The sequence below is a fragment of the Azospirillum sp. A29 genome, from assembly GCF_042604625.1.
Lineage (GTDB): Bacteria > Pseudomonadota > Alphaproteobacteria > Azospirillales > Azospirillaceae > Azospirillum > Azospirillum palustre.
In genome coordinates, this window is the sequence record NZ_CP170460.1 from 95,453 (window position 1) to 122,450 (window position 26,998).

22 protein-coding genes are annotated in these 26,998 nt (G+C 67.8%); 8 read left to right on the forward strand and 14 right to left on the reverse strand.

The window, feature by feature from the left end; translation table 11 throughout:
• Positions 1-55 precede the first annotated feature (55 nt).
• The 9 genes from ABNQ38_RS00365 to ABNQ38_RS00405 all read right to left on the reverse strand — a co-directional run bounded on the left by ABNQ38_RS00365 (position 56) and on the right by ABNQ38_RS00405 (position 10,634).
• Entirely contained in the window at positions 56-1,225 is a 1,170-nt protein-coding gene (locus ABNQ38_RS00365; RefSeq protein ID WP_377805121.1) for a bifunctional nicotinamide-nucleotide adenylyltransferase/Nudix hydroxylase, read from the reverse strand.
• 142 nt (positions 1,226-1,367) lie between these two features.
• A complete protein-coding gene (locus ABNQ38_RS00370; RefSeq protein WP_377805122.1) occupies positions 1,368-1,709 on the reverse strand; it encodes a hypothetical protein in 342 nt (113 codons plus the stop codon).
• Between the two features lie 112 nt (positions 1,710-1,821).
• On the reverse strand, positions 1,822-2,997 hold the full coding sequence (locus ABNQ38_RS00375) for an alpha-hydroxy acid oxidase (RefSeq protein WP_377805123.1): 1,176 nt from the start codon (positions 2,995-2,997) through the stop codon (positions 1,822-1,824).
• A 30-nt stretch (positions 2,998-3,027) separates the two neighbouring features.
• Complete coding sequence (locus ABNQ38_RS00380; RefSeq protein ID WP_377805124.1) at positions 3,028-3,942, reverse strand: IclR family transcriptional regulator; 915 nt, start codon at positions 3,940-3,942, stop codon at positions 3,028-3,030.
• A 130-nt stretch (positions 3,943-4,072) separates the two neighbouring features.
• Positions 4,073-5,005, reverse strand: a complete 933-nt coding sequence (locus tag ABNQ38_RS00385; protein ID WP_377805125.1) for a dihydrodipicolinate synthase family protein — start codon at positions 5,003-5,005, stop codon at positions 4,073-4,075.
• 49 nt (positions 5,006-5,054) lie between these two features.
• On the reverse strand, positions 5,055-6,842 hold the full coding sequence (locus tag ABNQ38_RS00390; protein ID WP_377805126.1) for an ABC transporter permease subunit: 1,788 nt from the start codon (positions 6,840-6,842) through the stop codon (positions 5,055-5,057).
• A gap of 1 nt (position 6,843) precedes the next feature.
• Positions 6,844-7,971, reverse strand: coding sequence for an ABC transporter ATP-binding protein (locus tag ABNQ38_RS00395; protein ID WP_377805127.1), 1,128 nt, complete (start codon positions 7,969-7,971; stop codon positions 6,844-6,846).
• A 94-nt stretch (positions 7,972-8,065) separates the two neighbouring features.
• Entirely contained in the window at positions 8,066-9,148 is a 1,083-nt protein-coding gene (locus tag ABNQ38_RS00400) for an ABC transporter substrate-binding protein (RefSeq protein WP_377805128.1), read from the reverse strand.
• Between the two features lie 64 nt (positions 9,149-9,212).
• A complete protein-coding gene (locus tag ABNQ38_RS00405) occupies positions 9,213-10,634 on the reverse strand; it encodes an FAD-binding oxidoreductase (protein ID WP_377805129.1) in 1,422 nt (473 codons plus the stop codon).
• A 289-nt stretch (positions 10,635-10,923) separates the two neighbouring features.
• Between ABNQ38_RS00405 and ABNQ38_RS00410 the strand changes: the two genes are divergently transcribed.
• Positions 10,924-11,862 carry an exonuclease domain-containing protein gene (locus tag ABNQ38_RS00410; RefSeq protein ID WP_377805130.1) on the forward strand — a complete coding sequence of 313 codons (939 nt, stop codon included), beginning with the start codon at positions 10,924-10,926 and terminating at the stop codon, positions 11,860-11,862.
• A gap of 269 nt (positions 11,863-12,131) precedes the next feature.
• Here the strand turns inward: ABNQ38_RS00410 and ABNQ38_RS00415 are convergent, their stop codons facing one another.
• Positions 12,132-13,835, reverse strand: coding sequence for a methyl-accepting chemotaxis protein (locus ABNQ38_RS00415; RefSeq protein ID WP_377805131.1), 1,704 nt, complete (start codon positions 13,833-13,835; stop codon positions 12,132-12,134).
• Positions 13,836-14,164: 329 nt separating this feature from the next.
• Here ABNQ38_RS00415 and ABNQ38_RS00420 point away from each other — a divergent pair, with 329 nt between their 5' ends.
• Entirely contained in the window at positions 14,165-15,571 is a 1,407-nt protein-coding gene (locus ABNQ38_RS00420) for a sigma-54-dependent transcriptional regulator (RefSeq protein WP_377805132.1), read from the forward strand.
• On the forward strand, positions 15,559-17,673 hold the full coding sequence (locus ABNQ38_RS00425; protein WP_377805133.1) for a cache domain-containing protein: 2,115 nt from the start codon (positions 15,559-15,561) through the stop codon (positions 17,671-17,673). Before ABNQ38_RS00420 ends, ABNQ38_RS00425 begins: the two co-directional genes overlap by 13 nt.
• Positions 17,674-17,682: 9 nt before the next feature.
• Here the strand turns inward: ABNQ38_RS00425 and ABNQ38_RS00430 are convergent, their stop codons facing one another.
• The gene (locus ABNQ38_RS00430; RefSeq protein WP_377805134.1) at positions 17,683-18,597 is read right to left on the reverse strand and encodes a formate dehydrogenase accessory protein FdhE; all 915 of its coding nucleotides are present in this window, start codon (positions 18,595-18,597) and stop codon (positions 17,683-17,685) included.
• Positions 18,598-18,849: 252 nt separating this feature from the next.
• On the opposite strand from ABNQ38_RS00430, the gene fdnG reads away from it, so the two are divergent.
• From fdnG to fdhD (ABNQ38_RS00450), 4 genes are read left to right on the forward strand one after another with little or no spacing between them, the layout of a single operon-like run.
• Entirely contained in the window at positions 18,850-21,912 is a 3,063-nt protein-coding gene (gene fdnG / locus ABNQ38_RS00435) for a formate dehydrogenase-N subunit alpha (RefSeq protein ID WP_377805135.1), read from the forward strand.
• Positions 21,913-21,916: 4 nt separating this feature from the next.
• On the forward strand, positions 21,917-22,828 hold the full coding sequence (gene fdxH / locus ABNQ38_RS00440) for a formate dehydrogenase subunit beta (RefSeq protein ID WP_377805136.1): 912 nt from the start codon (positions 21,917-21,919) through the stop codon (positions 22,826-22,828).
• Positions 22,825-23,484 carry a formate dehydrogenase subunit gamma gene (locus ABNQ38_RS00445; RefSeq protein ID WP_377805137.1) on the forward strand — a complete coding sequence of 220 codons (660 nt, stop codon included), beginning with the start codon at positions 22,825-22,827 and terminating at the stop codon, positions 23,482-23,484. The genes fdxH and ABNQ38_RS00445 overlap by 4 nt, the downstream gene beginning before the upstream one ends.
• Before the next feature lie 16 nt (positions 23,485-23,500).
• On the forward strand, positions 23,501-24,337 hold the full coding sequence (gene fdhD / locus ABNQ38_RS00450) for a formate dehydrogenase accessory sulfurtransferase FdhD (protein ID WP_377805138.1): 837 nt from the start codon (positions 23,501-23,503) through the stop codon (positions 24,335-24,337).
• Positions 24,338-24,457: 120 nt separating this feature from the next.
• Here fdhD (ABNQ38_RS00450) and ABNQ38_RS00455 read toward each other — a convergent pair whose 3' ends face one another.
• Genes ABNQ38_RS00455 through hypA form a run of 3 tightly spaced genes read right to left on the reverse strand, consistent with a single transcriptional unit; the run spans position 24,458 to position 25,727 of the window.
• On the reverse strand, positions 24,458-25,036 hold the full coding sequence (locus tag ABNQ38_RS00455) for a HupE/UreJ family protein (RefSeq protein WP_377805139.1): 579 nt from the start codon (positions 25,034-25,036) through the stop codon (positions 24,458-24,460).
• 44 nt (positions 25,037-25,080) lie between these two features.
• On the reverse strand, positions 25,081-25,362 hold the full coding sequence (locus ABNQ38_RS00460; RefSeq protein ID WP_377806208.1) for a HypC/HybG/HupF family hydrogenase formation chaperone: 282 nt from the start codon (positions 25,360-25,362) through the stop codon (positions 25,081-25,083).
• Positions 25,363-25,385: 23 nt separating this feature from the next.
• Positions 25,386-25,727, reverse strand: coding sequence for a hydrogenase maturation nickel metallochaperone HypA (hypA, locus tag ABNQ38_RS00465; protein WP_377805140.1), 342 nt, complete (start codon positions 25,725-25,727; stop codon positions 25,386-25,388).
• A gap of 483 nt (positions 25,728-26,210) precedes the next feature.
• Here hypA and fdhD (ABNQ38_RS00470) point away from each other — a divergent pair, with 483 nt between their 5' ends.
• Positions 26,211-26,993, forward strand: coding sequence for a formate dehydrogenase accessory sulfurtransferase FdhD (fdhD, locus tag ABNQ38_RS00470; protein WP_377805141.1), 783 nt, complete (start codon positions 26,211-26,213; stop codon positions 26,991-26,993).
• Positions 26,994-26,998 lie beyond the last annotated feature (5 nt).

A 26,998-nucleotide genomic window follows, 5' to 3' on the forward strand; every position in this document is an offset into this window, starting at 1 on the left:
CTTGATCGTCGTAGAATGATGCGACCCTGACCATGTGTGCGGATGCCGGCCGGATTCAGCCGTTGGACTGGGCGATCAGGGTCTGGATGATGTGGTAGTGATCCTCGAACATCCGTTCGGGATCGATTTCCGCAATCGGCATCCAGCGGGCCGACTTGGCGTCGTCGCCGCCACGCACCTTGGGAAAGCCTTCGTCGGTGGGCTTGAGCTGGATGAGGAAGGCCTGCGTCACCGTGCGCCCGCGCGTCGAGCGGTAGGGGTGATCGAAGATCTGGCTGGCGCGGATGCCACCCTCCAGGAACCCCGCCGGAATCTTGAGCTTCGTCTCCTCCCGTAACTCCCGGATCATGGCGTCCTTGATCCGCTCATGCTGGCCGACGAAGCCGCCGGGCAGCGCCAGCAGGCCGCGCCCCGGCAGGCCGCGGCGTTCGACCAGCAGGACATGACCGGACAGAACCACCACGGCATCGGCGGTCAGAAATGTGGGAGGGTATGGTGCGTTGGCCCAGCCCGCCCGGTATTTGGCGATATAGGCGCTTTCCTCGGCCAGCCGCTTGTACTCGTCGGTGCGCGCGAACTCCGCCAGGAAGGCGGCGACAGTGGTGGGCAGGGCCTCTTTCCACTCCTCCAGCGCCGCCGCGGCATCGGCGAAATAGGCATCGCGGATCGGCGTCGCCGAAATGCCCTGGAAATTCGCGCACTCCACGGCACCCCATTGCGGGAACATGCGCAGATAATAGCTGCTGTGGTCCTTCGAATGACCGATCAGCCCAACTTTGGGGGGCGAGCCGTCGGCAGGCCGGTGGTGCTGCACGACGACGCCATGCACCGCGGCCTGGACATCGCGGATCCATTCCAGATCGTTGTAGCGGTCGATGAGGGGAAGCACCGTGATGCGCCCGCACTCTTCCGGCGTGAAGGCGCCCTCGATGCAGGAGCGCACCTCTTCGAAGCGGAAGGGATTGCGGTGGCTGCGCGCCTGACGCGACGACCCGACCAGCACGATCAGATGCCGACCCAGCGACAGGGCCCGCCTCACGACGGTGAGATGGCCGAGATGGAAGGGGCGGAAGCGGCCGACGAAGACCAGGAAATCGAAGCTCGAGGCGCTCTGCGCGCTCTCGCTTGAATTGGGGCTTGAGGCGCTTTGCGCGCCGGGAGCCGCGGTCTTCTGCGGCAACGACAGGGTGCCGGACTCGCGTCCGGTAGGAGAGACGATGGTCATGCTCAGCAAGCTCCTTGCTGAAAGAGCGCCGCAGTCTATCTGCGGCACACAAACGATACGGGCTCGGCTGACATTTCTCAAGGCCCCAGGATATGCTCTTTCGGAGCAATGCCGTTGGCCGAGCCGCATGGCTGGCCAAAATCTATCGCCCGCCGGTGCCGCCCATCTTGCGGAACCAGTCGGCATAGGGTGTCGTCCGGATCATGTGCCGGTTCAGGTCCGGCGCGCCGTCGGACCACCAGACGGGTCCCCGCTCGCCGAGCGCCCGTTTGGCCTGATCGACGGCGGCATGCGCCTCCGCTTCCGCGCTGTCGTCGCCGTCCCGCCTTGCGGTCGCCACGGCGCGGCGGGCCCGCATCAGATCGGCAACCAGGCCGGCGCGGGCCTCGTCGGACAAGGCTGGGTTGGCCGTGCGCCACAGACGTCCGCGCACGACGATGTAGCGGCCATCGGGGGTGGTGAGCGGGCTGGGTCTGCTGGACAAGAGAACCTCCGACGCGTCTGCTGCGTGAACAGCGAGAACGTCGAAACGGCGCGTCGATCCGCGGACCGGTCATCGCCTCGTTGCCGGACCTCCCATCATTCGCCGACGGCGATCACGCCGGTTCGGCAACCCGGCCGGCAGGCAGGCGTCGCAGCAGGGGGAGATCGGCCACGGTTTGGCAGCCGAGCAGGGCCATGGTCAGGTCGAGTTCATCCCGCAGGATCGCCAGCGCGTGCTCGGCCCCCGCCTGTCCGCCGGCCGCAAGGCCGAACAGCGGCGCCCGGCCGAGCAGAACCGCGACGGCCCCGGCGGCCAGCAGCTTCGCCGCGTCGCTGCCGCGCCGCACCCCGCTGTCGGCCAGCACTGTCAGCCGGTCGCCGACCGCGTCCATGATCCGCGGCAGAACGGTGAGCGGCGACGGCGCGCAATCGAGATTGCGCCCGCCATGGTTGGACACCACGATGGCGTCGACCCCGGCGGCCATCGCGCGCAGCGCATCCTCCGGCGCCAGCAGGCCCTTGAGAATGATGCGTCCTCGCCAGCGGCGGCGCAGCTCCGCCACATCGTCCCAGTTGACCCGGTCGCACAGCCGGATCGGGTCGTGCGCCGCGGCGTCGGTGATGCGGGTGCGGAACTGCTCGGGATAATGGGCGTAGCCGGGCCAGCCGCCGTTGGCCAGCAGACGGAGCAGAACCCCACCCGCCCAAGCCGGGTGGCGCGCCACGTCCAGGGCGCCGCGCAGGGACGGCGTGACCGGAACACTGAATCCGTTGTGTCGGTTATACTCGCGCTTGGGCGAAACCGCGGTGTCCACCGTCAGGATCAGCGTGTCCACCCCGCAGGCGGCGACGCGGTCGAGCAGGGTGTGGGTCAGGCTGCGGCCGCGCCAGACATAGAGCTGGAACCACAGCTCGGCCCCGGACTCCGCGATGGCCTCGATGCTGGTGATCGACTGGGTCGAGACGGAGAAGGGGATGCCGGCGGCGCGGGCGGCGCGGGCCAGCAGCACCTCGCCGTCATAGCGGACCAGACCGGCGGCGGCGGTCGGCGCGATGACGAAGGGCATCGGGCGGTCGCGGCCGAACAGCGTCACGCCGGTGTGGCGTCCGCTGCAATCGACCAGCACCCGCGGCGTCAGTTCGGCCTGTGCAAAGCTGTCGCGCAGCCGGCGCAGGGAGGTCTCGTCCTCGGTGCCGCGGTCGATGTACTCGAACAGGCCGCGCGGCAGGAAACGGCGGGCGCGCAGCCGCAACTCGTCGATGTTCAGGCATGCCTGGTGGGCCGCCATGGGATCACCGCCTCCCGCGGGGTGGGGCCGCTATCGGGAATAGCTGCCGAATTTGTGGACGGAAATGGAGGCCGCGGCCACCTGGACATGGCGGGCAAGCTCCCGCTCGACCTGTTCCGGCGTCCAGCGCGTGGCCGGGACCGAGATGCTGAGGCCGGCCACGGCGCGGCCATGCTCGTCGGTGATGGCGGCGCCGACCGAGATGTCGCCCATCACCGTCTCGTTGATCAGCAGGGCATAGCCCTTCTCCCCCGCTTCGCGCACGCGGGCCCGCAGCCGGTCGGGATCGCAGACGGTGTAGGGCGTCAGCGGGCGCAGGTCGGTGCGGGCGAGGATCTCCTCCCGCTCCTCCTCCGACAGACGCGACAGGATGGCGGTGCCGGACGCCGTGTAATAGGCGGGCAGGCGGCTGCCGACCATGAATTCGATGTTGACCAGATGCTTGCCGGGGAAACGGGCGACGAAGACGATCTCGGCGCCGTCCAGCTCCTGCAGGTTGGTGGTTTCGCCGACGCTGCGGCTGATGTCGAGAAGATAGGGGAAGGCCTTCTCGATCAGCTCGTTGGCGCGCAGGTAGTTGTAGGAGAATTGCAGCAGCTTCGGCGTCAGCGCATAGTTGCGCGTGCCGTGGACGCGGCGCAGGTAGCCCAGAACCTCAAGCGTGTAGACCAGCCGCTGCGCGGCGCTGCGGTCCAGGTTGGCGGCCCGGGCGATCTCCGACAGCGGCATCTGCCGGTGCGGCCCGTCGAAGGCGTGGAGGATCTGGAAGGTCTTCTCGGTCGAGCCGACGAACAGCGAAGAGTCGCGCGGGTCGGGCTTCCTGGCCTCCGGCTCCGCGCTCAGGCCGGGCGCCGTCATTCCAACCGCCGTCATTTCAGTCGCAGTGCCGCCCGGCTCCGTCACGGCCTGTTCCGCCTTCGGCTTCCGTCCTGCTGTCCGCGTCATCGGCAATTCCCCAAGGCAGTCTCCATCCCGCCGGCCCCTGGTCCCGTGCTTGCGCGCCAGGGGCCGGCATGTCCACGCTAACGCATAGCATCCGGCGAACCGAATGCCACGCGCCGCGCGGTGCAACCCGTCATACCGGCTGGGCGGCCGGCATTCCCTCGTAGGTGACCAGCAGGCGGGACAGCTCGCGCCGCAGCGACTGCTTCAGCGGCTCGGCCGGCTCGCGCAGCGGCGCCAGCATCGCCGGGGCATGCACCCCGATCAGATCCATCACCGCCTTCATCGGGCCGGGGTTGGTCTCGGCGAAGGCGAGATTCATCATCGGGATCAGCGTGCGGTGGATTTCCAGCGCCTTGTCCAGCTTGCCGGTGGAGGCGAGGTCGTGGATCAGCTTCCACGCCCGCGGCAGCAGGTTGGCCGTCACCACGATGCCGCCCCGGGCGCCCGACGCCACATGCAGCGGGAACAGCGTGTCCTCGCCGCTCAGCACCGCGAAGGAGGAGTCCACCCCCGCCACCGTGCGCAGGAAATGGTACATGTCGGTGTTGCAGGCCTTCATGCCTACGATCCGCTCGTGCCGCGACAGCTCGTGCAGGATCTCCGGATCGATGGCGATGCGGGTGCGGTAGGGGATCTCGTAGATCAGGATCGGCACCGGCGATTCGTCGGCATAGCGCAGGAAATAGTCGCGGATGCCGGCCTGCGTCGGGTTGGTGTAGTAGGGGGTCAGCACCAGCAGACCGTCCACACCGGCGGCTGCGAAATCGCAGCCCGCCGACAGCGCGTCGTAATAGCCGGTGTCGAGCACCCCGGCGATCACCGGCCCGCGCTTCTCACCCGCGCCCGCCATCGCCTCGACCGACAGTTCGGCGAAGCGGATGCGCTGGTCCTTCGCCAGCGCCCCATACTCGCCGGTGCCGCCGAGCGGGACCAGCCCGTCGATCCCCTGGCGGAACAGCCAGGAGAACAGCGCCTTGGAGGCCGCGACGTCGATGGTGCCGTCGGCTGTCACCGGCGTCGGGGTGGCGGGCAGGATGCCGCGAATCTTCGTGGCGTTGAGCATGTCGAATCCTTGGAAGAAGCTGGTGGTGAAGGCGGTTGGGGAGCCGGCCTCAGCCGGCGAGGCTGCGGCGGCGCAGACGGTCCGCGACATAGATCAGGGTGGCGACGAACAGCAGCAGCCCGGTCGACACCGCCGCGATGACGGGGGAGACCTGCAGCGTCACCTCGTCCCAGAACTGCTTGGGCAGCGTGGCGCTCAGCCCGCCCGAGGAGAACAGGGAGATGGTCAGCTCGTCGAAGGAGGTGGCGAAGGCGAACAGAAAGGACGACAGCATGCCGGCCCCCAGGATCGGGAAGGTGACGTGCCGCAGCGCCGCCACCGGCCGGGCGCCCAGGCTCTGCGCCGCGAGGTCGAGTCGGGTGTCGTAGTTGCGCAGCACCGCCATCATCGTCATGACCACATAGGGCACGGCGACGACGGTGTGGCCGATGACCAGCCCCAGGATGGTGCCGACCAGACCCATCTGGGCGAAGACATAGAACATGCCGACGGCGATGATCATGCGCGGCACGACGATGGGCGACAGGATGAAGGCCAGCATGGCGCCCTTGCCCCGCATCTGGCTGCGCACCATCAGGAAGGCGGCGGGTACGCCGATGGCCATCGACAGCAGGCCGGTGCCGAACGCCACCACGATGGAGCGCCACAGCGCCTGCATCCAGATCGGCGAGTCCAGCAGCTGCTGGTACCATTGCAGCGTGAAGCCCGACGGCGGCCAGGCGAGCCCGCCCTTGCCGAAGGACAGCGGGATCATCAGGAAGGCGGGCAGGCTGATCAGCACCAGCAGCAGCCAGACGAAGGCGGTCAGCGCCACCGGACGCTCGGACCGGCCGCGGAGCGGATGACGGCGCGGCACCAGGCCGATCAGCGCATCGCTGGCGGAGCCGAGTGCGGCCAGCACACGCCCGCCCAGCCGCCGCATGGCGGTGTCGCGGTTGCGCACCACGGCGCTCTCGCCGGTCAGCGACGCGAAGCCGAAGACGCGGTCGTACAGCAGGAACACCACCAGCACGACCGTCAGCAGCAGGACCGAGATGGCGCCGGCCAGTCCCCAGTTCAGCGTCTGCTGCACCTGATCGATGATCAGCTGGGTGATCATCGTCTCCTTCCGGCCGCCCAGCAGGGCTGGCACGATGAAGAAGCCGATGGCCGACACGAAGACCATGATCGCGGATGCTGCGACGCCGGGAAGCGACAGCGGGAAATAGACGGTCCAGAAGGCGGTGCCGGGCCGGGCGCCCAGCGTGCCGGCGGCGCGCGGCAGGGTGCGGTCGATGTTCTCCATCACCGCCAGCATGGTCATCACCGCCAGCGGCAGCATGGCGTGCACCATGCCGATCAGCACGGCGCCGAAGCCGTAGAGCAGGTCGGCCGGGGTGTCGATGACGCCCAGCGACATCAGCGTGCTGTTGACGACGCCGTTGCGGCCGAGGATGACGACCCAGGCGAAGGCGCGCACTAGGAAGCTGGTCCAGAAGGACAGCAGGACCCAGAAGATCAGCCGGCTCTTCGCCGGGCCCTTGGCGATGGAGATCAGGTAGGCGACCGGATAGGCCGCGATCACCGCGACCACCGTCGTCGCCAGCGAGATCTTCAGCGTGATCCACAGGACGGTGATGTAGAGGCTGGAGGCGAACAGCTGGGCGTAGGGCGCCAGCGTGAAGCCCTGGCCGTTGTAGACGCTGAGCGCCAGCAGCTGCCCGACCGGGAAGACCAGGAAGGCGACGAGCAGCAGGACGAGCGGGGCGCCCATCAGCACCGGCTTGCGCCAGGCGGGCGGGGGCGAGTGGCGTTTGACGCCGGGGGCGTGGGTCATGGTCATGGACTGTCCGCTCATCTCACGCCGTCCCGGCCGCGCGGGCGGTATCGGCGAGCTTGTCGGCGATCACCACGGCGTCCCGGCCGCTCCAGGACAGCGTCAGCACGTCGTCGATGCGCACCGCGTCGTCGTCGTTGCGGGTGGGGAAGGCGGCGACCAGCGGCGGCAGCTTGCCGTCCAGCGGCTCCATATAGACCTTGGTCAGGCTGCCGGTGACCATCACCTCCGACACGCGGCCCTGAAGCCCGTCCGCGGCGCCACCGCCCTTGCGGGCGACCGTCAGGTTCTGCGGCCGCACCATCACGCGCACCTCGGTGCCCGGCGGCAGGTCGTTGCCGTTGGCGAGCGCCCGGCCGGACACCCCCAGCGAGCCGAACCCGATCTCGACCTCGTCGCCGCTGCGGTTGCCCAGGGCGGCGGGCAGGATGTTGGATTCGCCCAGGAAATCGGCGACGAACAGCGAGCGCGGACGGAAATACAGGTCGGCCGGCGTGCCCAGCTGTTCGATCCGCCCGGCATTCATCAGGCAGATGCGGTCGGACATCGTCATCGCCTCTTCCTGATCGTGGGTGACGTAGACGACCGTCGTTCCCAGCTCGCGGTGCAGGCGCTTGATCTCTAGCTGCATGTGCTCGCGCAGCTTCTTGTCGAGCGCGCCCAGCGGCTCGTCCATCAGGATGATCGACGGCTTGTAGACCATGCAGCGGGCCAGCGCGACGCGCTGCTGCTGGCCGCCAGACAGCTCGCGCGGGTAGCGGCCGGCGATGTGCGGCAGATGGACCATCTCCAGCGCCTCAAGCGCGCGCCGCTTGGCTTCGGCCGCCCCGACCTTCCGCATCTTCAGCGGAAAGGCGATGTTCTCCTCGATGGTCATGTGCGGGAACAGGGCGTAGTTCTGGAACACCACGCCGATGTCGCGCTCATAGGGCGGGGCGTAGGTGACGTCCTGCGAGCCGATGCGCACGCTTCCCTCGTCGGGCGGCACCAGCCCGGCCAGCAGGCTGAGCAGCGTCGTCTTGCCGGAGCCCGACGGGCCGAGCAGCGTCAGGAATTCGCCGTCGGCGACGACGAGATCCGTCGGGGCGAGCGCCACGAAGTCGCCGTAGCGCTTGGCAAGACCCTGGACGGAAAGGCTGGAAGAAGACATGCGCGCCTCCTCGCTAAGGGGTGGGGCCGAAGGGGGATGGGGGCGGAAAGGGCGGGGAAGGGAGGCTGCAACGGCGTCCCTTCCCCGCTGTTCCTCAGCTCAGCAGCCAGGCGTTGTAGCGCTCGAGACCCTTCTGCTGGTTCTTCAGCCAGTAGTCGGCGTTGATCTGCACGCCGCGCTCGATGTTGGCCGGGAAGGTCGGGCAGTCGGGAGCGATCTTGGCGTCGATGTGCTTGAAGGCGTCCGGCTGGGTGACGCCGGCCGGGAAATACTTCACCAGCTCGGCCTGACGCTTGGCGTCGGAGGCGAACTTGATGAACTGGCGGCAGGCGTCGGCGTTCGGGGTGCCGGCCAGGATCGCCCAGCTGTCGAGGCCCCAGATGTTCTGGTCCCAGACGATGCCGACCGGCGCACCGGCAGCGATGGCCGCCTGCGGACGCGACACCCAGGTCGGGACCATGTCGACTTCACCCGACAGCAGCATCTGCTCGACCTGCGCGCCGCTGGTCCAGAAGACGGAGACGTCCTTCTTGAGGCGGTCCAGCGCCTTGAAGGCGCGGTCGAAGTCGCAGGGATAGACCTCCGCGTTCGGCACGCCGTCGGCCATCAGCGCCTGTTCGATGGTGTCGAACGGGTGCTTGCGCAGGGCGCGGCGGCCGGGGAAGTTGGCGACATCGTAGAAGTCCTTCCAGGAGGCCGGCGCCTTGCGGCCCTTGAAGGCTTCGGTGCGGTAGGCCAGCACGGTGGTGTAGACGTTGGTGCCGACGCCGTATTCCGACATGTACTGCTTGGGGATCGAGGCGACGGCCGGATCGGCCTCCAGCCCATGCTTCTCCAGCAGCGGCTTGTCGCCGCCGGTCAGCATCAGGATGGCCGGCTGGCTGATCTTCGCCATGTCCCAGGTGTAGGACTTGGCTTCCACCATTGAGCGGATCTGCGCGGTCGGCTCGGCATTGGCCTGGACGCCCACCACTTCGATGCCGGTCGCGGCGGTGAAGGGTTTATAGAAGACCTCGCCATAGGCCTTGGTGTAAATGCCGCCGTCGTCGCGCACGACGATCCGCTTGTTCTGCGCGCGGGCAGGGCTCCAGATCGCCGGCATGGCAAGCGCGGCCGTGCCGGCGGCGCCGGCTTTCAGCAGGGTGCGGCGGGACCAACCGGATTGGCGGATGCTCATGTCGGAACTCCTCGTGGTGGGCCGGAACGGCGGACGGAACGGCAGGAAACGATAAGGAAAGGGCTTAGCCCGGCGGCAGCAGGCGGCCGGGGTTGAACAGATTCTGCGGATCCAGCGCCTGCTTCACCGCGCGCATCAGCGCCAGTTCGGCGGCGGGCTTGTAGCGTGCCATCTCGCCCAGCTGGACGCGGCCGACGCCGTGCTCGGCGCTGAAGGTGCCGTTCAGCCGGGCGGCCTCGTCGTTCACCGCATGGCGGATGGCGGCGGCGAGCGCCTCGCGGTCGGCAACCGCATTCCAGGCGTCGAAGGTGAAGAAGGGAATGAAGTGGACGTTGCCATCGCCGAGATGGGCGACGACGATCGACGGCAGATCCGGCACCAGCGCCCGCACCGCGGCATTGGCGGCGTCGATGAAGGCGGGCACCGCCGACAGCGGCACCGCGCAGTCGGTGGTCAGGCCGACGCCGGCCTTCTTGTTCGCCTCCGACACGCTGTGGCGCACCTCCCACATGGCGTGGCGCTGGGCGTCGCTGGCGGCGAGCGCCGCGTCGGTCAGCAGGCCATCGCCGAAGGCGTCCTCCAGGATCAGCTGAAGTTCCATGTCCAGCGCGTCGCCGTCGCTGTTGTCCGACAGCTCGATCAGCACATGCCAGTCGGCCGAAGTTTCGAGCGGGCTGCGGCGGCCCGGAACCTGCTCCACCACCAGATCGAGCTGGAGGCGGTTGATCATCTCGAAGGCCGACAGCCGGGCGCCGCAGCGCTGCTGCACGCGGGTCAGCAGCGTCAGCGCATCGGCGGGATCCGCCATGCCGACCCAGGCGACGGCATGACGCGTCGGCAGCGGGTGCAGCTTCAGCGTCGCCGCCGTGATAATGCCCAGCGTGCCTTCCGACCCGATGAACAGATGCTTCAGGTCATAGCCGGTGTTGTTCTTGCGCAGGCCGTACAGGCCGGACCAGATCGTGCCGTCGGCCAGCACCACCTCCAGCCCCAGCACATTGTCGCGCGTGTTGCCGTAGCGCAGGACCGAGGTGCCGCCGGCGTTGGTCGCGATGGTCCCGCCGATCTGGCAGGAGCCTTCGGCGCCCAGGCTGACCGGATAGAGCCGCCCGGCCGCTGCCGCCGCTTCCTGCACGGTGGCGAGCACGCAGCCGGCCTCGACCTCCATGGTGCTGTTGACAGGGTCGATGCTGCGCACCGCACGCATGCGGGCCAGATTGAGGATGACCGGGGCGGGGCCGCTTTCCCATGGGGTGGCGCCACCGCACAGGCTGGTGTTGCCGCCCTGCGGCAGCAGCGGAATCCCGTGCCGCGCGCAGCAGCGCACCACCGCCGCGACCTGTTCGGCATTCGCCGGCCGGACGAGGCAGAGGGCCGGCCCGCGGTAGCGCCCGCGCCAGTCTTCCGTCGCCGCGTCCAGGTCGGATTTGGATGTCAGAACGGCGTCGGCGCCGATCAGGCCCGACAGCTCAGCGATCACGTCCACACGCGATCTCCTTGATCTGCATAGTGTTTGTTTGTAATCGCTATTCGATTACAGCAACTGGAATATGATAGCGCGTGATTGGTGAGCCAACAATCCACTTTTTGCATAGAGACCGAATTTTTGGATAGACGACGAAATTTCCGGGATGGAAGCGAATGCCGGTCGGCTCTGGTCCCACCGGGCCGTGGACCATGCGGCGGCGCGCACACTCGACCTGCGGTGGCGACCCTGCCATTATCCTGTGCTTGTGTGGTGCAACGGGGCGGTCCAGCCCCCAGGGCGAGCGTCGATGAGCCTTTCGAGCGATACAGTGCCTACCAGTCCGTCGGCGGGGGCGAAGCCTAGCCAGAGCCGGCCGTCTTCCCGCCGTTTTGTCGTCATCGACTGCGAGACCACCGGTCTGTCGACGGCCGGCGGCGACCGCATGGTCAGCTTCGCCGCCATCGAACTGGCGGATGCGGTCCCGACCGGCCGCAGTCTCAGCCTCATCTTCAATCCGGGGCGCAAGTCGAACCCGCATGCGTTGAGGGTGCACGGGCTGCCGGACCATCTGCTTCGCCACCAGGATCCCTTCCACAACGTCGCCCAGGACATCCTCGGCTTCCTGGAGGACGCGGTGCTGGTCGGCCACAATGTCGGCTTCGACATCGAGTTCCTCCGGCATGAGTTCGAACTCTGTGGCATCCGCTGGATGGCGGGCCAGTCGGTCTGCACCATGCAGCATGCCAGGGCGCAGGTGGCCGGGCGGGCATCGCTCGATGCGGTGGCGACGCTGTTCGGCATCGATGTCGGGATCCGGGCGCGCTTCCACGGCGCCTTCGTCGATGCCGAGATCACCAGCCGCCTGTTCCAGAAGATGATCCTCGGCAGCGCCGAGATGCTGGCGGTTCCCCATCTGGCGCCGACGAACCAGATCGACCCGCCGCCGCTGGTCCGGCAACCGGCCGTTCCCATCACGCATGGCATCGCCGGTTATGCCTTCGCCGTCACCGGCGAGCTGACCGGTCTGTCGCGCGAGGCGGTGATGGCCCGCATCCAGGCTCTGGGCGGACACTGGCATCACAGCGTCCGCAAGGACACCGACTATCTCGTCGTCGGCCATGCCCCCGGCGCCACCAAGCTCGACACCGCCGCCGCCCGGCGCGCCAAGTACGGCAAGCCCGACACCATCGACGAGGCGCAGTTCTTCAACATGGTCGCGGCGTCCGGCACCCGCAGGCGGGCCTGACGCCCGCCCGGCTTTTTTCATCCCGTGCTTAGCGCCGGCCGGCGACGGTGATAGAACTGGGTGACCCCCAGTGTTTCACCCACCGGAGGAACGGCATGGAGCGGTGGCGGCGGTCCACCCGACTCGTTTCCGAAACAATCGAGTGCCGGCGCCGATCATCGCGCCAAAACCTGCCCCCTTGCGGTCGCAGGAGCGGCGGATGGAACAGTGGAACAGGGCCGGAAAACCGTTCCATAGCGTTCCATCCGGCCCGGATGCGGCCGGTCGCGTCAGGCCGCGCGGACCTCTCCGATGAAGGCCTGGATTCGCTCGCGCAGCCGGTCGGAATCGTGCGACAGGCTGTCGGCGGCGCCCAGCACCTCCGAGGCCGCCTGTCCGACCTGCCCAGCGGAGCTGCTGACCTCAGCGATGTTGCCGGTCACCAGCTGGGTTCCCTGGGCCGCCTGCTGGATGTTGCGGCCGATCTCCTGGGTGGCGGCGGTCTGCTGCTCCACCGCCGCGGCGATGGCGCCGGCAATGGAATCGACGTCGTTGATGGTGCGGCCGATGGTCTGGATCGCCGTCACCGTGCCATCGGTCACCGTCTGGATCTCGGCGATCTGGCTGCCGATCTCCTCGGTCGCCTGGGCGGTCTGGGTGGCGAGCGCCTTGACCTCCTGCGCCACGACGGCGAAGCCCTTGCCGGCCTCGCCGGCCCGCGCCGCCTCGATGGTGGCGTTCAGCGCCAGCAGGTTGGTCTGGCTGGCGATGTTCTGGATCAGGCTGACGACATCGCCGATCCGCTGGGCGGCCTCGACCAGCCGGGCGACCAGCGCGTTGGTCCGCTCGCCCTCCTGCACCGCGTTGCGGGCGATGGCGGCGGCGGCGTTGACCTGCCGGCCGATCTCGCCGATGGAGCTTCCCAGCTGTTCCGACGCCGCCGCGACGGTGGCGACATTGGCGGAGGACTGCGCCGTGGTGGCGGCGACGGTCGCCGCCTGTTCCGTCGTCTGCGAGGCGATGGCGGTCATGGTCTCGGCATTGCCGCGCAGATGGCGGGCCGCCGTCGCCACTGCCTGCACCACGTCCTGCACATCGGCGTCGAAGCGGTCGGCCAGCGCCCGCATGCCGGCCTGCCGGTCGCGTTCCGCCTGCAGCTTCTGCGCCTCGCGCTCCTCCTGCAGGCTGCGCATGGCAAGGCCGTTGCTCTTGAACACCAGCAGCGCGCGAGCGAGCAGCCCGATCTCGTCCTTGCGGCCGGCGCCCTGGATGTCGACCGCGAGATTGCCGTCGGCGATGGCGGTCATGTCGGCGACCAGCCGGTGCAGCGGCCGGACGACGAAAGCCACGATGATGGAGGCGAACAGGCCGAAGGCGACCAGCAGGCCGACACCGGTGACACCGTACAGGCGGGTCATGACGCTGGAGGACAGCGCCAGCGCCCGCTCCTCGGCGCGTTTGGTCTCCTCCAGGCTGTGATCCACCCGCTCCGACAGGGCAGCGTTCAGCTTCTGCCGGACCGGGCGGCCGACGTCGATCGACACGCGGATCGCGCTGTCGGTGTCGTAGGCCCGCGCCAGCTCGACCGCTTTCTGCGACACCCGTTCATACTCGCCGACGATGGATTTGATCCCGGAGATCGCCTCGCGGTCGGCCGGGGCGTCGTAGGCCGCGGCCAGCCGGTCGATGGCGGTCAGCGCCTTGCCGATGTTGTCCTTGTAATTCGCGAAGGCGGCGTCGATGCGCTCGCGCGTGCCGGCGACCAGCGCGTTGGATTCCGCGTCCATCGCGTCGCCCATGGCCGACTGGATGGTCAGTGCCGCCGACAGCCGCCCGGCCACCACATCGGTCACCCGGCTCGTGGAGGCGGTCAGGTCGACCAAGGCCGATCTGGCCGTCCAGACCACGCTGCCCATGACGGCAAGCAGCAGGACCGCCGGGATGAGCAGCTTGTGAACCAGTTTCCGATCGGAAAACCAGGCGTGCAGGGCCATGGGATATCTCTTTCCAAGGTCGATGGAGTGGATCGGGGTCTTTCTGCCCAAGGCAACCGGCGGCAACGGGATCAGGAAAACCCGAGCCCAATTAATTGCTATGTGATTGCAATGACTGAAATATGATAGACAATAGTTTGTGTCCAAACAAACGGTTTTTCTTGCCAACCGTGTGCCATAGACAGGACCGCCGCAATCAAAGCGGTAGTGAAATGTTAACCCAACCGGGAGGCAGTAGCGGCAGATTGCCGCTTATCACTGGAAACAGTGTGGACATTCGCTATGATCGCGCGGTCATACCCCTGTGCGATGCCTCACTGAAGCCGAGAATGCCAACCGATACCCCGCCGCCCGATGACGCAGCCATCCCGTCCGCGGCCGCAGCGGAGGAGCCGGCAACCGCGCCGTCCGTGCTGATCGTGGATGACGAGGAAGGCATCCGCAATTTTCTGTCGCGCAGCCTGGAGCGGCGCGGCTGGCGCGTCACCACGACGGGCAGCGCCGAGGACGCCGCGCTTCATCTGGAACGGCACTGTGTCGATCTGATCATCCTCGACATCGCCCTGCCGGGGCAGTCGGGCCTTGACTGGCTGAAGGAGTTGCAGGCGGCCGGCTTCGGCGGCGACGTGATCCTGATCACCGCCTTCGCCGACATCGACACCGCCATCGAGGCGTTGCGGGCCGGGGCGGCCGATCTGATCCTGAAGCCGTTCCGGGTCGAGCAGATCGTCAGCGCCATCGCCCGCTGCATGGAGCGCACCCGGCTCCAGCGCGAGAATTTCGTCCTGCGGAGGCAGTTGGCCAAGCGGCGCGGCACCACCGACGAGATCGTCGGCCGCTCGGCGGCCATCCTGCGCCTGCGGGCGCTCATCGAACGGGTCGCGCCCTCGCCGTCCACCGTGCTGATCGAAGGGGAGTCCGGCGTCGGCAAGGAGCTGGTAGCGCGCGCCCTGCACACCCGCTCGCACCGGGCTGAGCGGCCCTTCGTGGCGCTGAACTGCGCCGCCGTGTCGGCCGATCTGGTGGAGGCCGAGCTGTTCGGCCATCTGCGCGGCGCCTTCACCGGGGCCAAGGAGGCGCGCAAGGGGCTGTTCTACTACGCCCATGGCGGCACGCTGTTTCTGGACGAGATCGGCGAACTGCCGTTGGCGCTGCAATCGAAGCTGCTGCGCGTTCTGGAGGAACGCCGCATCCGTCCGGTCGGCGGCGAGCAGGAGCTTCCGGTGGATGTCCGCGTGGTGGCCGCGACCAACCGCGACTTGAAGGCGGAGGTCGCCGCCGGCCGGTTCCGGGCGGACCTGTTCTACCGGCTCGCCGTGATGACCCTGCGCGTTCCGCCGTTGCGGGAGCGGGGCGACGATGTCGTCGAGCTGGCGCGCCGCTTCATGGGGGTGCTGTCGCTGCGCCTGGGGGTTCCGCCGCTGGACATCGACCCGCCGCTCGAAGCGGCGCTGATCGCCCATGGCTGGCCGGGCAACGTGCGCGAACTGCGCAACCTCGTGGAGCGCGCCCTGCTGTTCGGCGAGTTTCCGCTGGAGGATCTGGGGCTGTCGGTCTGTGTCGCCCCGGAGGGGGGCGGCGCCGACGCAACCGGCGGACAGACGCTGGCCGAGGTCGAAAAGCGTCATATCCTGGCCGTGCTGGCCGATTGCGGCGGAAACCGGGCGCGGGCCGCCGCCCTGCTGGGGGTATCGCGCAAGACGCTCGACCGGAAGTGGGCCGAATGGGGCGTCTGAGCCGCCTGCGCGCCGCGCTGGACGAGCGTCTGACACCCTTCACGGGATCGGTCCGCCACAAGCTGCTGGCGCTGGTCCTGGCGCCGCTGCTGCTGGGCATGCCCGCCCTACTGCTGATCGTCTGGTACTGGGGCACCCAGGGCTACAACCAGCTGCTGATCAACAAGGTCAGCGCCGATCTCGGCACCGCCCGGCAGGTGTTCGACCGCGTGCAGGGCACGGTCGGCGACGGGATGGCGGCGCTCGCCGCTTCCCACCGCTTGGCGCTTGCGCTCGAGCGGCGGGACGGCGGCAGACTGGAAGCGCTGCTGGACGAGACCGCGCACCGGCAGGGTCTGGACTTCCTGCTGCTGCTCGATCCGCAGGGCCGGGTGCGGGCCGGCGGCGGATCGGAAAAGGCCGGATCGGAAGGGGCCGACCGGTCCGGCTGGACGGTGGTGCGCTCGGCCTTGCGGGGCGACGGCACCCACGGGCTCGACGTGCTGGAGCCGGAGCATCTGGCCACCATCGACCCGTCCCTGCCGGCCCGCACCGTCATTCCGCTGGTGCCCACCCGCAACGCGGCCTCCACCGCACGCAGCGTGGAGGACCGTGCGCTGACCATCCACGCCGCAGTGCCGATATTCGGGCTTGATGGCGAGATTCTCGGTGTGCTGGAAGGCGGCATGCTGCTCAACGGCAGCCAGACCATCGTCGACCGCATCAACACCGTCGTCTATCAGGAGGCGTCGCTGCCGCTGGGCAGCCAGGGCACCGCCACGCTGTTCCTCGACGACACCCGCATCGCCACCAATGTCCGCCTGTTCGAAGGGGAGCGTGCGCTCGGCACGCGGGCGTCGGCGGCGGTCTACCGCCGGGTGATGGGCGAGGGGAGGGTGTGGCTGGGCTCCGCCTTCGTGGTGGACGACACCTATGTCTCCGGCTACGAGCCGCTGCTCGACACCGAAGGGCGGCGCATCGGCATGCTCTATGTCGGCTTCCTGGAAGCGCCGTTGCAGGATGCGCTGTACCGCGCCATGACCGGGCTGGTCCTGGCAATTCTGGCGGTTTCCGCGCTAGGAACACTGGCCGACCTGCGCTTCGCCCAGGCCATTTTCCGGCCGCTCGAACGGATGAACCGGGTCATCGCCACCATCGAGGCGGGCGACGAGACGGCGCGCGCCGGGCCAAGCCGGAGCCGGGACGAGCTTGGGCGTCTGTCGCGGGCCTTCGACCAGCTGCTGGACTCGCTGGCGTCCCGCCGGCTGGAATTGCAGCAATCGGCCGAGGATCTCGACCGCAAGGTTGCCGAGCGCACGGCCGAGCTGGAAAGCGCCAATGCCACGCTTCGGCAGGCCAGCCGCCAGCTGGTGCTGAGCGAGAAGCTGGCCGCCATCGGCCAGTTGACCGCCGGGGTCGCCCACGAGATCAACAACCCCGTCGCGGTGATCCAGGGCAACCTCGACCTGCTGGGCGAGGTGCTGGGCGATGCCGCCGCACCGGTGAAGGACGAGATCCGCCTGATCGACGAGCAGACCCGGCGCATCCAGACCATCATCGCCAAGCTGCTCCAGTTCGCCCGGCCGGGCGACTATGCCGGGCAGGCGGAGCCGGTCGACGTCAATGCGGTGGTCCTCGACTGCCTGCTGCTGACCCGCCACACCATGGGGCGCCGCCGCATCGCGGTGGAAACCAGCCTGACAGCGACGGTGCCGGTCGAGATCAGCCGGGGCGAGTTGCAGCAGGTGCTGGTCAACCTGATGGTCAACGCCGTCCAGGCGATGCCGGACGGCGGCACGCTGACCATCGAGACCGCCGACACGCGTTTCCCGGAGGATGGCGAAGCGGGCGTCGTCCTCTCGGTCCACGACACCGGACACGGCATCCCGCCCGACTGTCTCGGCCGCGTCTTCGACCCCTTCTTCACCACCAAGAAGTCCGAGGGGACGGGGCTGGGCCTGTCGATCAGCTTCGCCATCGTCCAGCGCCAGGGCGGCCACATCGCCGTGGAGAGCCGGCCCGGCCTCCGCACCACCTTCACCGTGGCCTTGCGCCGGAAGGCCCGCTTCGCCGGCCGGCCCGGCGAAGCGGCATCCCCATCGGTCCTGTTCGGCGACGAGTGAACCGGTCGCTCATTCCCCCTGGGAAAGGAATGGGTTGCCGCCGATCCGCTGGAATCCCTCGTCGCCGACCAAGATATCGAGGGCGAAGGAGGCGAGGTCGTCGGCCACCGGGTCGAGGCCGGGCGCCTTCTCCATCAGGAACAGCTTCAGATAGCCATTGCAGGATTCGCAGGTTTCGGCACGCGCCGGATCGTTGGACCCGTTGCCGGAATCCTCCCCCGCCTCGATCAGCCGCAAGTCGATCCGGTTGCCTTCGCCGCAGGCCACGCAGGCACTGCGGACATGGTGCCACGCCGTATGGCAGAGGCCGCAATGGAGATAGCGCAGCCCGCCGATCTTGCTCCCGGTGTGGATCACCCCGGCGACCGGCGCTTTTCCGCAAACCGGGCAGTGGCCGGCCACCGCCGAGGCGGAGACCGCACCGGCCTCCAATCCGCCGGCGTGGCGGGTCCAGGCGACCTGAAAGGCGGCGACGATGAAGGGCGCGCCGCCGATGTCCCCCCGGTTCGCCTCGCCGGTCAGCAGCCGCGCGGCCAAGGCGTTCAGCGCCTCCCCGTCGCCCCATGGCAAACCCTCCAGCGCGTTCTCCGCCGCCGCCGGGAGCGTGCCGCGCAGCCGGTGACGCAGCTGTTCGAGGTCGGAAAGCCAGCCCGTCTCAGGCGCCGCCGCGGCTGGGACCGCGGCCAGCGCGTGCTGGACATCGCTCAACTGCGCCATGAAGGCCAACCAGGAGGACAAGCGATGACCGCAGGCAAGGCTGCGAAGACGCATGGCGCGGTGCTGAAACAGCTTACCGGCATCCGGCAGGCGCACGGGGGACGGCGACCGGCCGGGCTCCAGTCCGGCGGCGGCCATGGCTTCGGCCATCGCCCCGCTGACGGGAGTGGATCCTTCGGTAGCAGTGGCGTGGCTGTGCTGGGACATGGAGGGCCGTCTCTTATGAGGTTGTGCCCGCCGTCCGCTGCAATTTCCGTACAAGCCGGCCGAGCCGCCTTTTCGCAGAGGAAAGCGCCAATCGGCCTAACCCTTATGTGGACATTCTGTCCCTCCGATCTGGACAGAATGTCCATAAACACGCTAAGGCCAGACGGAAGGCCACAGGATTTGAGGGCTTTTCCGGACTGGCACGGAACCTGCCTTGGGCGCGCCCAGAACAGCGCCAATCCGGGAGGAACCATGCAGCTCAGTCGTCGGCAATTCATGAAGGCAACGGCGGGGGGAATCGCGGCCTCCAGCGTTGCGGCGCTGGGGTTCCTGCCGGCGACCGCGCTGGCCGAGGTGCGGCAGTTCAAGCTGGCCCGCGCCAAGGAGATTCGCAACACCTGCCCCTATTGTTCGGTCGGCTGCGGCCTGCTGATGTACAGCCTGGGCGATGGCGCCAAGAACGCGAAGGCGGAGATCGTCCATATCGAAGGCGACCCCGACCATCCGGTCAGCCGCGGCTCGCTCTGTCCGAAGGGCGCCGGCCTGCTGGACTTCATCCACAGCCCGAACCGCCTGAAATCCCCGGAGGTGCGCGAGGCCGGCAGCAGCGAATGGAAGCGCATCTCCTGGCATGAGGCGGTCTCGCGCATCGCCCGTCACATGAAGGACGACCGCGACGCCAACATCGTCGTCAGGAACGACCAGGGCGTGACGGTGAACCGCTGGGTGTCGACGGCGATGCTGACCGCCTCGGCCTCGTCGAACGAGACCGGCATCCTGACGCAGAAGTTCATGCGCTCGCTCGGCATCGTCGGCACCGACGCGCAGGCCCGCGTCTGCCACGGCCCGACCGTGTCGGCGCTGGCTTCCACCTTCGGGCGCGGGGCGATGACCAACACCTGGGTGGACATCTCCAACGCCGACTTCATCCTAGTGATGGGCGGCAACCCGGCCGAGGCGCACCCCGTCGGCTTCAAATGGGCCATCGAGGCGAAGAAGAGGGGCGCCCGGATCGTCGTTGTCGATCCGCGCTTCAACCGCTCCGCCGCCGTGGCCGACGAGTATGTCCCGATTCGCGCCGGCTCCGACATCGTCTTCCTGGGTGGCGTCATCAACTGGCTGATCGCCAACGACAAGATCCAGTGGGAGTATGTGAAGGCGTTCACCAACGCCTCCTACATCGTCGACGAGGGTTTCGGCTTCGAGGACGGCCTGTTCTCCGGCTTCGATCCGGCCAAGGGGCAGTACGACCGCAAGAGCTGGAACTACGAGTTCGATAAGGCGGGCAACGCCAGGACCGACCCGGCGCTCCAGCATCCGCGCTGCGTGTGGAACCTGATGAAGGCCCATTACGCGCGCTACACGCCCGACGTGGTGGCCGACCTGACCGGCAGTCCGAAGGACGGCTTCCTGACGGTCTGCCGCTATCTTGGCGCGACGTCGGCGCGCGACAAGGTCGGCACGATCCTCTATGCGCTCGGCTGGACCCAGCATACCGTCGGCGCCCAGAACATCCGCACCATGGCGATGATCCAACTGCTGCTGGGCAACATCGGCATGCCGGGCGGCGGCGTGAACGCGCTGCGCGGCCACTCCAACATCCAGGGCCTGTCCGACCTCGGCCTGCTGTCCACCAGCCTGCCCGGCTATCTGACGCTGCCCAACGAGAAGGCGCACCCGACGCTCGCCGACTATCTCGCCAGGACGACGCCCAAGGCGCAGCAGCCCGGCCAGCTCAATTTCTGGAGCAACACGCCGAAATTCTTCGTCAGCCTGATGAAGTGGTTCTGGGGCGACAACGCCACCCGGGACAATGACTGGGGCTACGACTGGATCCCCAAGTGGGACAAGATGTACGACGTGCTTCAGGTCATGGACCTGATGCACAACGGCAAGGTCAACGGGTTGATCGTCCAGGGATTCAACCCGCTGACCTCCTTCCCCGACGCGCGCAAGACCGCCGCCTGCTTCTCCAAGCTGAAATACATGGTGGTGATCGACCCGATCGCCACGGAGACGGCGTCCTTCTGGCGCAATCACGGCGAGATCAACGATGTCGACACCGCCGCCATCAAGACCGAGGTGTTCCGCCTGCCGTCGACCTGCTTCGCCGAGGAGGACGGCGCCATCGTCAATTCGGCGCGCTGGCTGCAATGGCACTACAAGGGCGCCAATCCGCCGGGCGAGGCCAAGACCGACCAGGAGATCATCGCCGAGCTGTTCGTCGCGCTGCGCGACCTCTACCGCCGGGATGGCGGCACGGCGCCGGAGCCTATCCTCAATCTCTCCTGGCCCTATCGGAACCCGCTGGAACCGACGCCGGAGGAGCTGGCCAAGGAATTGAATGGCCGGGCGCTGGCCGACATCCCCGACCCAAAGGATCCGACGAAGTTCCTGGCCCGCAAGGGTGAGCAGCTTCCCGGCTTCGCCCTAATGCAGGATGACGGCTCCACCCTGTCGGCCTGCTGGATCTTCGCCGGCTGCTGGACCCAGGCGGGCAACCAGATGGCGCGGCGCGACAACTCCGATTCCGGTCTCGGCAACACGCCGGGCTGGGCATGGGCCTGGCCGGCCAACCGCCGCATCATCTACAACCGTGCCTCCTGCGATCCGTCGGGCAAGCCCTGGGATCCGAAGCGCACGCTGATCGCCTGGACCGGCGAACGGTGGGCGGGCGCCGACGTGCCGGACTTCAAGATCGATGCGGCGCCCTCCAGCGGCATGAACCCCTTCATCATGAATCCGGAGGGCGTCGGCCGGCTGTTCGCCACCGACAAGCTGGTGGACGGCCCGTTCCCCGAGCATTACGAGCCGATGGAAAGCCCGCTGGGCACCAACCCGCTCCATCCGAAGGTGGTCACCAGCCCGGCGGTGCGCATCTTCCCCGCCGACAAGGCGCGGCTCGGCACCCATGACCAGTTCCCCTATGTCGGCACCACCTACCGCCTGACCGAGCATTTCCAGTTCTGGACCAAGAGCGTGGCGCTGAACGCCATCGCCCAGCCCGAACAGTTCGTGGAGATCGGCGAGACGCTGGCCGCCGAGAAGGGCATCCGCACCGGCGACACCGTGAAGGTCAGCTCCCGGCGCGGCTTCATCAAGGCGAAGGCGGTGGTGACCAAGCGCGTCAAGGCGCTGACGGTCAGCGGCAAGACGATCCATCAGGTCGGCATTCCGCTGCACTGGGGGTGGGAGACGGTGGCGCGCAAGGGCTACCTGTCCAACACCCTGCCGCCGGCCGTCGGCGACTGCAACACCCAGACGCCGGAATACAAGGCGTTCCTCGTGAACGTCGAGAAGATCGTGGGAGCGTAACGCCATGACCTCGTCATCCCTGGACATCCAGCGCCGCTCGGCGAGCCCGACCGCGGCGGCTGAGGCCCGGAACCCGGCCGAGATCGCTCAGCTCATCGACGTGTCGGTCTGCATCGGCTGCAAGGCCTGTCAGGTCGCCTGTTCCGAATGGAACGAACTGCGCGCCGATGTCGGCACCTGCGTCGGCGTCTACGACAACCCGACCGACCTGTCGTCGCAGGCCTGGACCGTCATGCGCTTCGCCGAGGTGGAGGAGAACGGCAAGCTGGAATGGCTGATCCGCAAGGACGGCTGCATGCATTGCGCCGAGCCCGGCTGCCTCAAGGCCTGCCCGTCGCCGGGCGCCATCGTCCAACACAAGAACGGCATCGTCGACTACAACCAGGATAACTGCATCGGCTGCGGCTATTGCGTGTCCGGCTGCCCGTTCAACGTGCCGCGCCTCAGCCCGAAGGACGGCAAGGCGTACAAGTGCAACATGTGCTCCGACCGCGTGGCGGTCGGGCTGGAGCCGGCCTGCGTCAAGACCTGTCCGACCGGCGCCATCCAGTTCGGTTCAAAGGAGGACATGAAAGAGGTTGCGGCCACCCGCATCGCCGACCTCCAGAGCCGCGGTTTCCAGAATGCCGGCCTCTACGACCCGCCGGGTGTCGGCGGCACGCACACGATGTATGTGCTGCACCATGCCGACAAGCCGGAACAATACTCCGGCCTGCCCAACGATCCGTCGATCAGCACGGCGGTCGGCCTGTGGAAGGGCGCCTTGAAACCGCTGGCAACGGTCGGCATCGCCGCCGCCGGCCTGTTCGGCTTCTTCCATTACATCACGGTCGGTCCCAACCGGGCCGATGACGACGCCCACCACGACGCCCATCACGACGCAAAGGCGGACACCCGCGAGGAGGACCGGTCATGACGGATAAGGCTGAAAATCTGCCCGCGCAAAATCCGGCGAAGGAAAAGCTGATCCAGCGCTACAGCGCCGCCGAGCGGATCAATCACTGGGTCGTCGCGGTCTGCTTCGTGCTGCTGGCGATCTCCGGTCTGGCCTTCTTCTACCCGGCCTTCTTCTGGCTGACCGGCGTGTTCGGCACGCCGGAACTGGCGCGCATCGTCCATCCCTTCGTCGGGGTGGTCATGTTCGTCGCCTTCGGCCGGCAGTTCTTCCGCTACTGGCACCACAACCTGCTGAACCGCGAGGACATCCGCTGGATGGTCGCGGTGAAGGAGGTCATGAAGGGCAACGAGGTCGGCGACATCGGCCGCTACAACGGCGGCCAGAAGGCCATGTTCTGGGTGATGGTGCTGTGCATGGCCGCCCTGCTGGGCTCGGGCGTGATCGCGTGGCGGCCCTATTTCGCCGCCTCCTTCCCGATCCCGGTCATTCGCATCGCCCTGCTGGTCCATGCGACGAGCGCGGTGGTGCTGATCTCCTCGATCATCGTGCATGTCTATGCGGCGCTTTGGGTTCAGGGCACGATCCGCGCGATGGTCGAAGGCGTTGTTACACATGGCTGGGCCAGGAAGCACCATCCGCGCTGGTATCACGAGACCACGGGTAGGAAGGTCTGAGCCTGAGGAGACTGACATGCCGCTCGACATGCTGACCGACCCTTCGGACGGAACCGCCTTTCCAACCGTCCACCGCACCGCCGTCCTGCGGCTGGAGCAGGGGCGGGCGGAGGCCTGCGACGACCTTGTGATCGAGGAGGTCCCGGTCGCGCTGGTCTACAACCGCATTTCCCACGCGGTGATGCTGGCCTCGCCCGAGAATCTGGACGATCTGGGGCTGGGCTTCAGCCTGTCGGAAGGCATCCTGGCCGGTCCGGACGAGCTGTTCGACATCGCCGTCAGGGAAGGCTGCGACGGGCTGGAGGTCCATATGGACATCCCGCTGGAACGCTTCATGGCCCTGAAGGACCGCCGCCGCAGCATGACCGCGCGCACCGGCTGCGGCCTGTGCGGGGTGGAGAAGCTGGAGGCTGTGGCCCGTGTCAAGGACAGGGTGGTGCGCGGCGCACCCGTGCCGGTCGGCGCCGTGATCCGCGCCCTTGCCGACTTCGCCGAGCACCAGCGCCTGCACCGCCTGACGGGCGCCGTCCATGGCGTCGCCTGGGTCGATCGATCGGGTGCCATAAAAGCGATCCGTGAAGATGTCGGCCGGCACAACGCGCTCGATAAACTGATAGGCTGGATGGCGCGCATGGGAATCGACGCCACCGAAGGCTTCATCCTGACCTCCAGCCGGGCCAGCTTCGAAATGGTCCAGAAGGCGGCGGTTGCCGGGGTCGGATGCCTCGTCGCCATCTCCGCTCCGACAGCGCTGGCCGTGCGGCTGGCGGAGGGGTGCGGATTGACGCTGGCAGGCTTCGCGCGTGACGAGCGCATCGTGGTCTACAGCCATCCCGGCCATTTCATCGTGTGAAGGCCAGGGATCGCGATTGCCTGTTCTTGAAATCGACAAGACCGAACGCCCCGGCTCGATGGAGCCGGGACGTTCACATGTCTGGTTTGGTCGGCGAGAGCCGGAAACCCGCCGATCCCATCAGCAGCGACCTGACGACGTTGACGAGTCCGGTTGCCGCCGCATCCGCGATGCCAGCAGCCTGCGCGGAATATGGCGAGCCAGCCCCATGGCGATGCCGGCACCGTGCAGCATCGCGGTGGAGAGAACGAAGCCAAGCCCGTAAAGGAGCAGCTCAGCGGTCTGCGGCATCTCGGTGCCGTGAGCATGGCCATGCAGGACGGCAAAGGCGCCGACCAGGATCGTGGCGGCGGCGACCGGCACCCGCCTGTTCAGCAGCACCAGCAGCCCGAGCACCGCCACCGAGGCGGCGATCCCGGCCTCCACCGCCGGCAGTTCAACCCCCGCCATGCCGAGCGCGGCACCGCCGGACAGCATGGCGATGAAGGCGGCCGGTAGCATCCAGATGGCGCGGCCACCGTTCTGCGCCGCCCAGATGCCGACCGCCACCATGGTCAGCAGATGGTCGATGCCGGTCAGCGGATGAAGCACCCCCTGAAGGAACATCGCGTCGCCGGCATGGCCGGTGTGGGCAGCGGCCGGCAGAGCCAGTGTCGCTGCCAGAACGCCGGCGAGGCCGGCGGATAGCAACCTCTTCATCGGAACGATCTCCTCGTGGGGTTCGGCCGGCCACGTCGCCAATGTCAGGCGAGCAGGGAGGCCTTCAGGTGCCCTCGCCCGGCCTCCGTTTCATCGATCTGGCGAAGCAGGTCGAGGGTGACCCGTGCGTCTGCTTCCTCGACGCGGGAAAGTGCGAAGCCAAGATGGACCAAGACCCATTGGCCGATCTGACCGTTCATGTCGTCGCCCGCTTCGGCGATGCAGGAAAGGTTGATTTCCCGCCTTTCACCCAGGATGTCGGCGACGGCGAGCATCCGCCGGGCATCGGCGATGGCGATGATTCTGGCCGGTACTCCCAGGCACATGGTTGGGCTCCTTCTCGCCGCGGTCACGCCACTTCCAGTTCGACGAGCGTCAGGTCGTCGCCGCCGCGGGGGGACAGGCGCAGGCCGCCGCAGATCGGGCAGGGGGAGAGGCGCGTCTGAACCTCTCTCTCGCTTGAGCAGTCTTCACACCAGACCAAACCGGGCGGCTGCTGAATGTCCACCGCCGCTCCCTCGGCCAACGTATCGCGCCTGACCACGTCGAAGGCGAAGCGAAGGGCCTCCGGATCGACGCAGGCGAACCGCCCGACCGCCAACCGGATCCGCGTGACCCGATGGAAGGCGTGGCGCTGCGATTCCTCCTGCAGCAAGTCGATCAGGCGTTCGCACAACGAGAGTTCATGCATCGTCCCTCTCCACGATGGGAGCCGGAAGTACCGAGCGACAAAAGGCATCGGCTCAAGAGACATCCAAGGCATATCACCGCCACTTGACTGCTGCAAACTATAAATTGGAAAAGCACCTGATTTCATAGAACAAGATTGCTCGATAACGAATTTCTATGGTGCGATAATCAAGATTTATTCGAATATCATCGACGAATATTGATGATGAGCCTGAATGCCACATGTCGTTCTGCGGCGGATTGGTGCAGAATCGGGCAGCGGGCGCTTGGCTGACCTTGCCGCCGGGTTCGATGCTCCAGGGACCGGGCCGCGCCGACGGTAGACCATGACAGACCGTCCAGCCGGCGCCCGCACCTCACCGTCCGCAATTGCCGCCACCGCCAGGGTTTGGGTCCTACCATGGAACAAGCAACCGCCTGTACCTCCCCGCCGTCCGCCGCACTTTCCCTGGGTCGCCCGCTCTCCCACCACGGACTCCGGCGGGTGCAGGCGATTGTCCGCACGGACTCCGGCTTCGACCGACGGGAAGAGAAGATCGTCGACGAGGTGCCGGTCGGGCTCGTCTATGCCGATGATCTCTTCGCCGTCATGCTGGCGACGCCCACCGACCTGGAGGATTTCGCCACCGGCTTTTCCCTCAGCGAGGGAATCGTCGGCAGCGCCGGCGAATTGGCCGTCACCGCCATCGATGAACTGACGGACGGCGTCCGCATCCGCATGCAGCTGCCGGTGGAGCGGCTGGCCGCCCTGCTTCGTCGCAAGCGCAACCTGATGGGTGGGTCCGGCTGCGGCCGTTGCGGTACCGACAGTTTCGCCGAAACCCTGCGGCCGCTCGATCCGGTCCGCTCCGCCGCCTGCATCGAACCGGACGCGATCATCCGTGCCATGGCGGCCTTGCCGGCGGGGCAGAGCCTGAACCGGGAGACCGGCGCCGTCCATGCCGCCGGCTTTGCCCGGCCCGATGGCGGACTGGTGGCGGTGCGCGAGGATGTCGGGCGGCACAATGCGCTCGACAAGTTGATCGGCGCGCTTGCCCGCGCCCGGATCGATCCCACCGGCGGCTTCGTCGTGGTGTCGAGCCGCTGCTCCTTCGAGATGGTCCACAAGACGGCCGCCGCCGGCATCCCGCTGATCGCCGCCATCTCCGCCCCGACCTCGCTGTGCGTGGGCTTCGCCGAAACGGTGGGGGTGGGGGTCGTCGCCTTCGTGCGCCAAGGCCGCCTCACCGCCTACGCCGTTCCGTCGCGGGTCGCGATGCCCACCTGATCGGG

Coding starts and splice junctions, on each gene's coding strand:
- ABNQ38_RS00365 (WP_377805121.1), bottom strand. CDS start 1,225: ATGACCATCGTCTCTCCTACCGGACGCGAGTCCGGCACCCTGTCGTTG.
- ABNQ38_RS00375 (WP_377805123.1), bottom strand. CDS start 2,997: ATGGCGGCCCACCAGGCATGCCTGAACATCGACGAGTTGCGGCTGCGC.
- ABNQ38_RS00380 (WP_377805124.1), bottom strand. CDS start 3,942: ATGACGCGGACAGCAGGACGGAAGCCGAAGGCGGAACAGGCCGTGACG.
- ABNQ38_RS00385 (WP_377805125.1), bottom strand. CDS start 5,005: ATGCTCAACGCCACGAAGATTCGCGGCATCCTGCCCGCCACCCCGACG.
- ABNQ38_RS00390 (WP_377805126.1), bottom strand. CDS start 6,842: ATGAGCGGACAGTCCATGACCATGACCCACGCCCCCGGCGTCAAACGC.
- ABNQ38_RS00395 (WP_377805127.1), bottom strand. CDS start 7,971: ATGTCTTCTTCCAGCCTTTCCGTCCAGGGTCTTGCCAAGCGCTACGGC.
- ABNQ38_RS00400 (WP_377805128.1), bottom strand. CDS start 9,148: ATGAGCATCCGCCAATCCGGTTGGTCCCGCCGCACCCTGCTGAAAGCC.
- ABNQ38_RS00410 (WP_377805130.1), top strand. CDS start 10,924: ATGAGCCTTTCGAGCGATACAGTGCCTACCAGTCCGTCGGCGGGGGCG.
- ABNQ38_RS00415 (WP_377805131.1), bottom strand. CDS start 13,835: ATGGCCCTGCACGCCTGGTTTTCCGATCGGAAACTGGTTCACAAGCTG.
- ABNQ38_RS00420 (WP_377805132.1), top strand. CDS start 14,165: ATGCCAACCGATACCCCGCCGCCCGATGACGCAGCCATCCCGTCCGCG.
- ABNQ38_RS00425 (WP_377805133.1), top strand. CDS start 15,559: ATGGGGCGTCTGAGCCGCCTGCGCGCCGCGCTGGACGAGCGTCTGACA.
- ABNQ38_RS00430 (WP_377805134.1), bottom strand. CDS start 18,597: ATGTCCCAGCACAGCCACGCCACTGCTACCGAAGGATCCACTCCCGTC.
- fdnG (WP_377805135.1), top strand. CDS start 18,850: ATGCAGCTCAGTCGTCGGCAATTCATGAAGGCAACGGCGGGGGGAATC.
- fdxH (WP_377805136.1), top strand. CDS start 21,917: ATGACCTCGTCATCCCTGGACATCCAGCGCCGCTCGGCGAGCCCGACC.
- ABNQ38_RS00445 (WP_377805137.1), top strand. CDS start 22,825: ATGACGGATAAGGCTGAAAATCTGCCCGCGCAAAATCCGGCGAAGGAA.
- fdhD (WP_377805138.1), top strand. CDS start 23,501: ATGCCGCTCGACATGCTGACCGACCCTTCGGACGGAACCGCCTTTCCA.
- ABNQ38_RS00455 (WP_377805139.1), bottom strand. CDS start 25,036: ATGAAGAGGTTGCTATCCGCCGGCCTCGCCGGCGTTCTGGCAGCGACA.
- ABNQ38_RS00460 (WP_377806208.1), bottom strand. CDS start 25,362: ATGTGCCTGGGAGTACCGGCCAGAATCATCGCCATCGCCGATGCCCGG.
- hypA (WP_377805140.1), bottom strand. CDS start 25,727: ATGCATGAACTCTCGTTGTGCGAACGCCTGATCGACTTGCTGCAGGAG.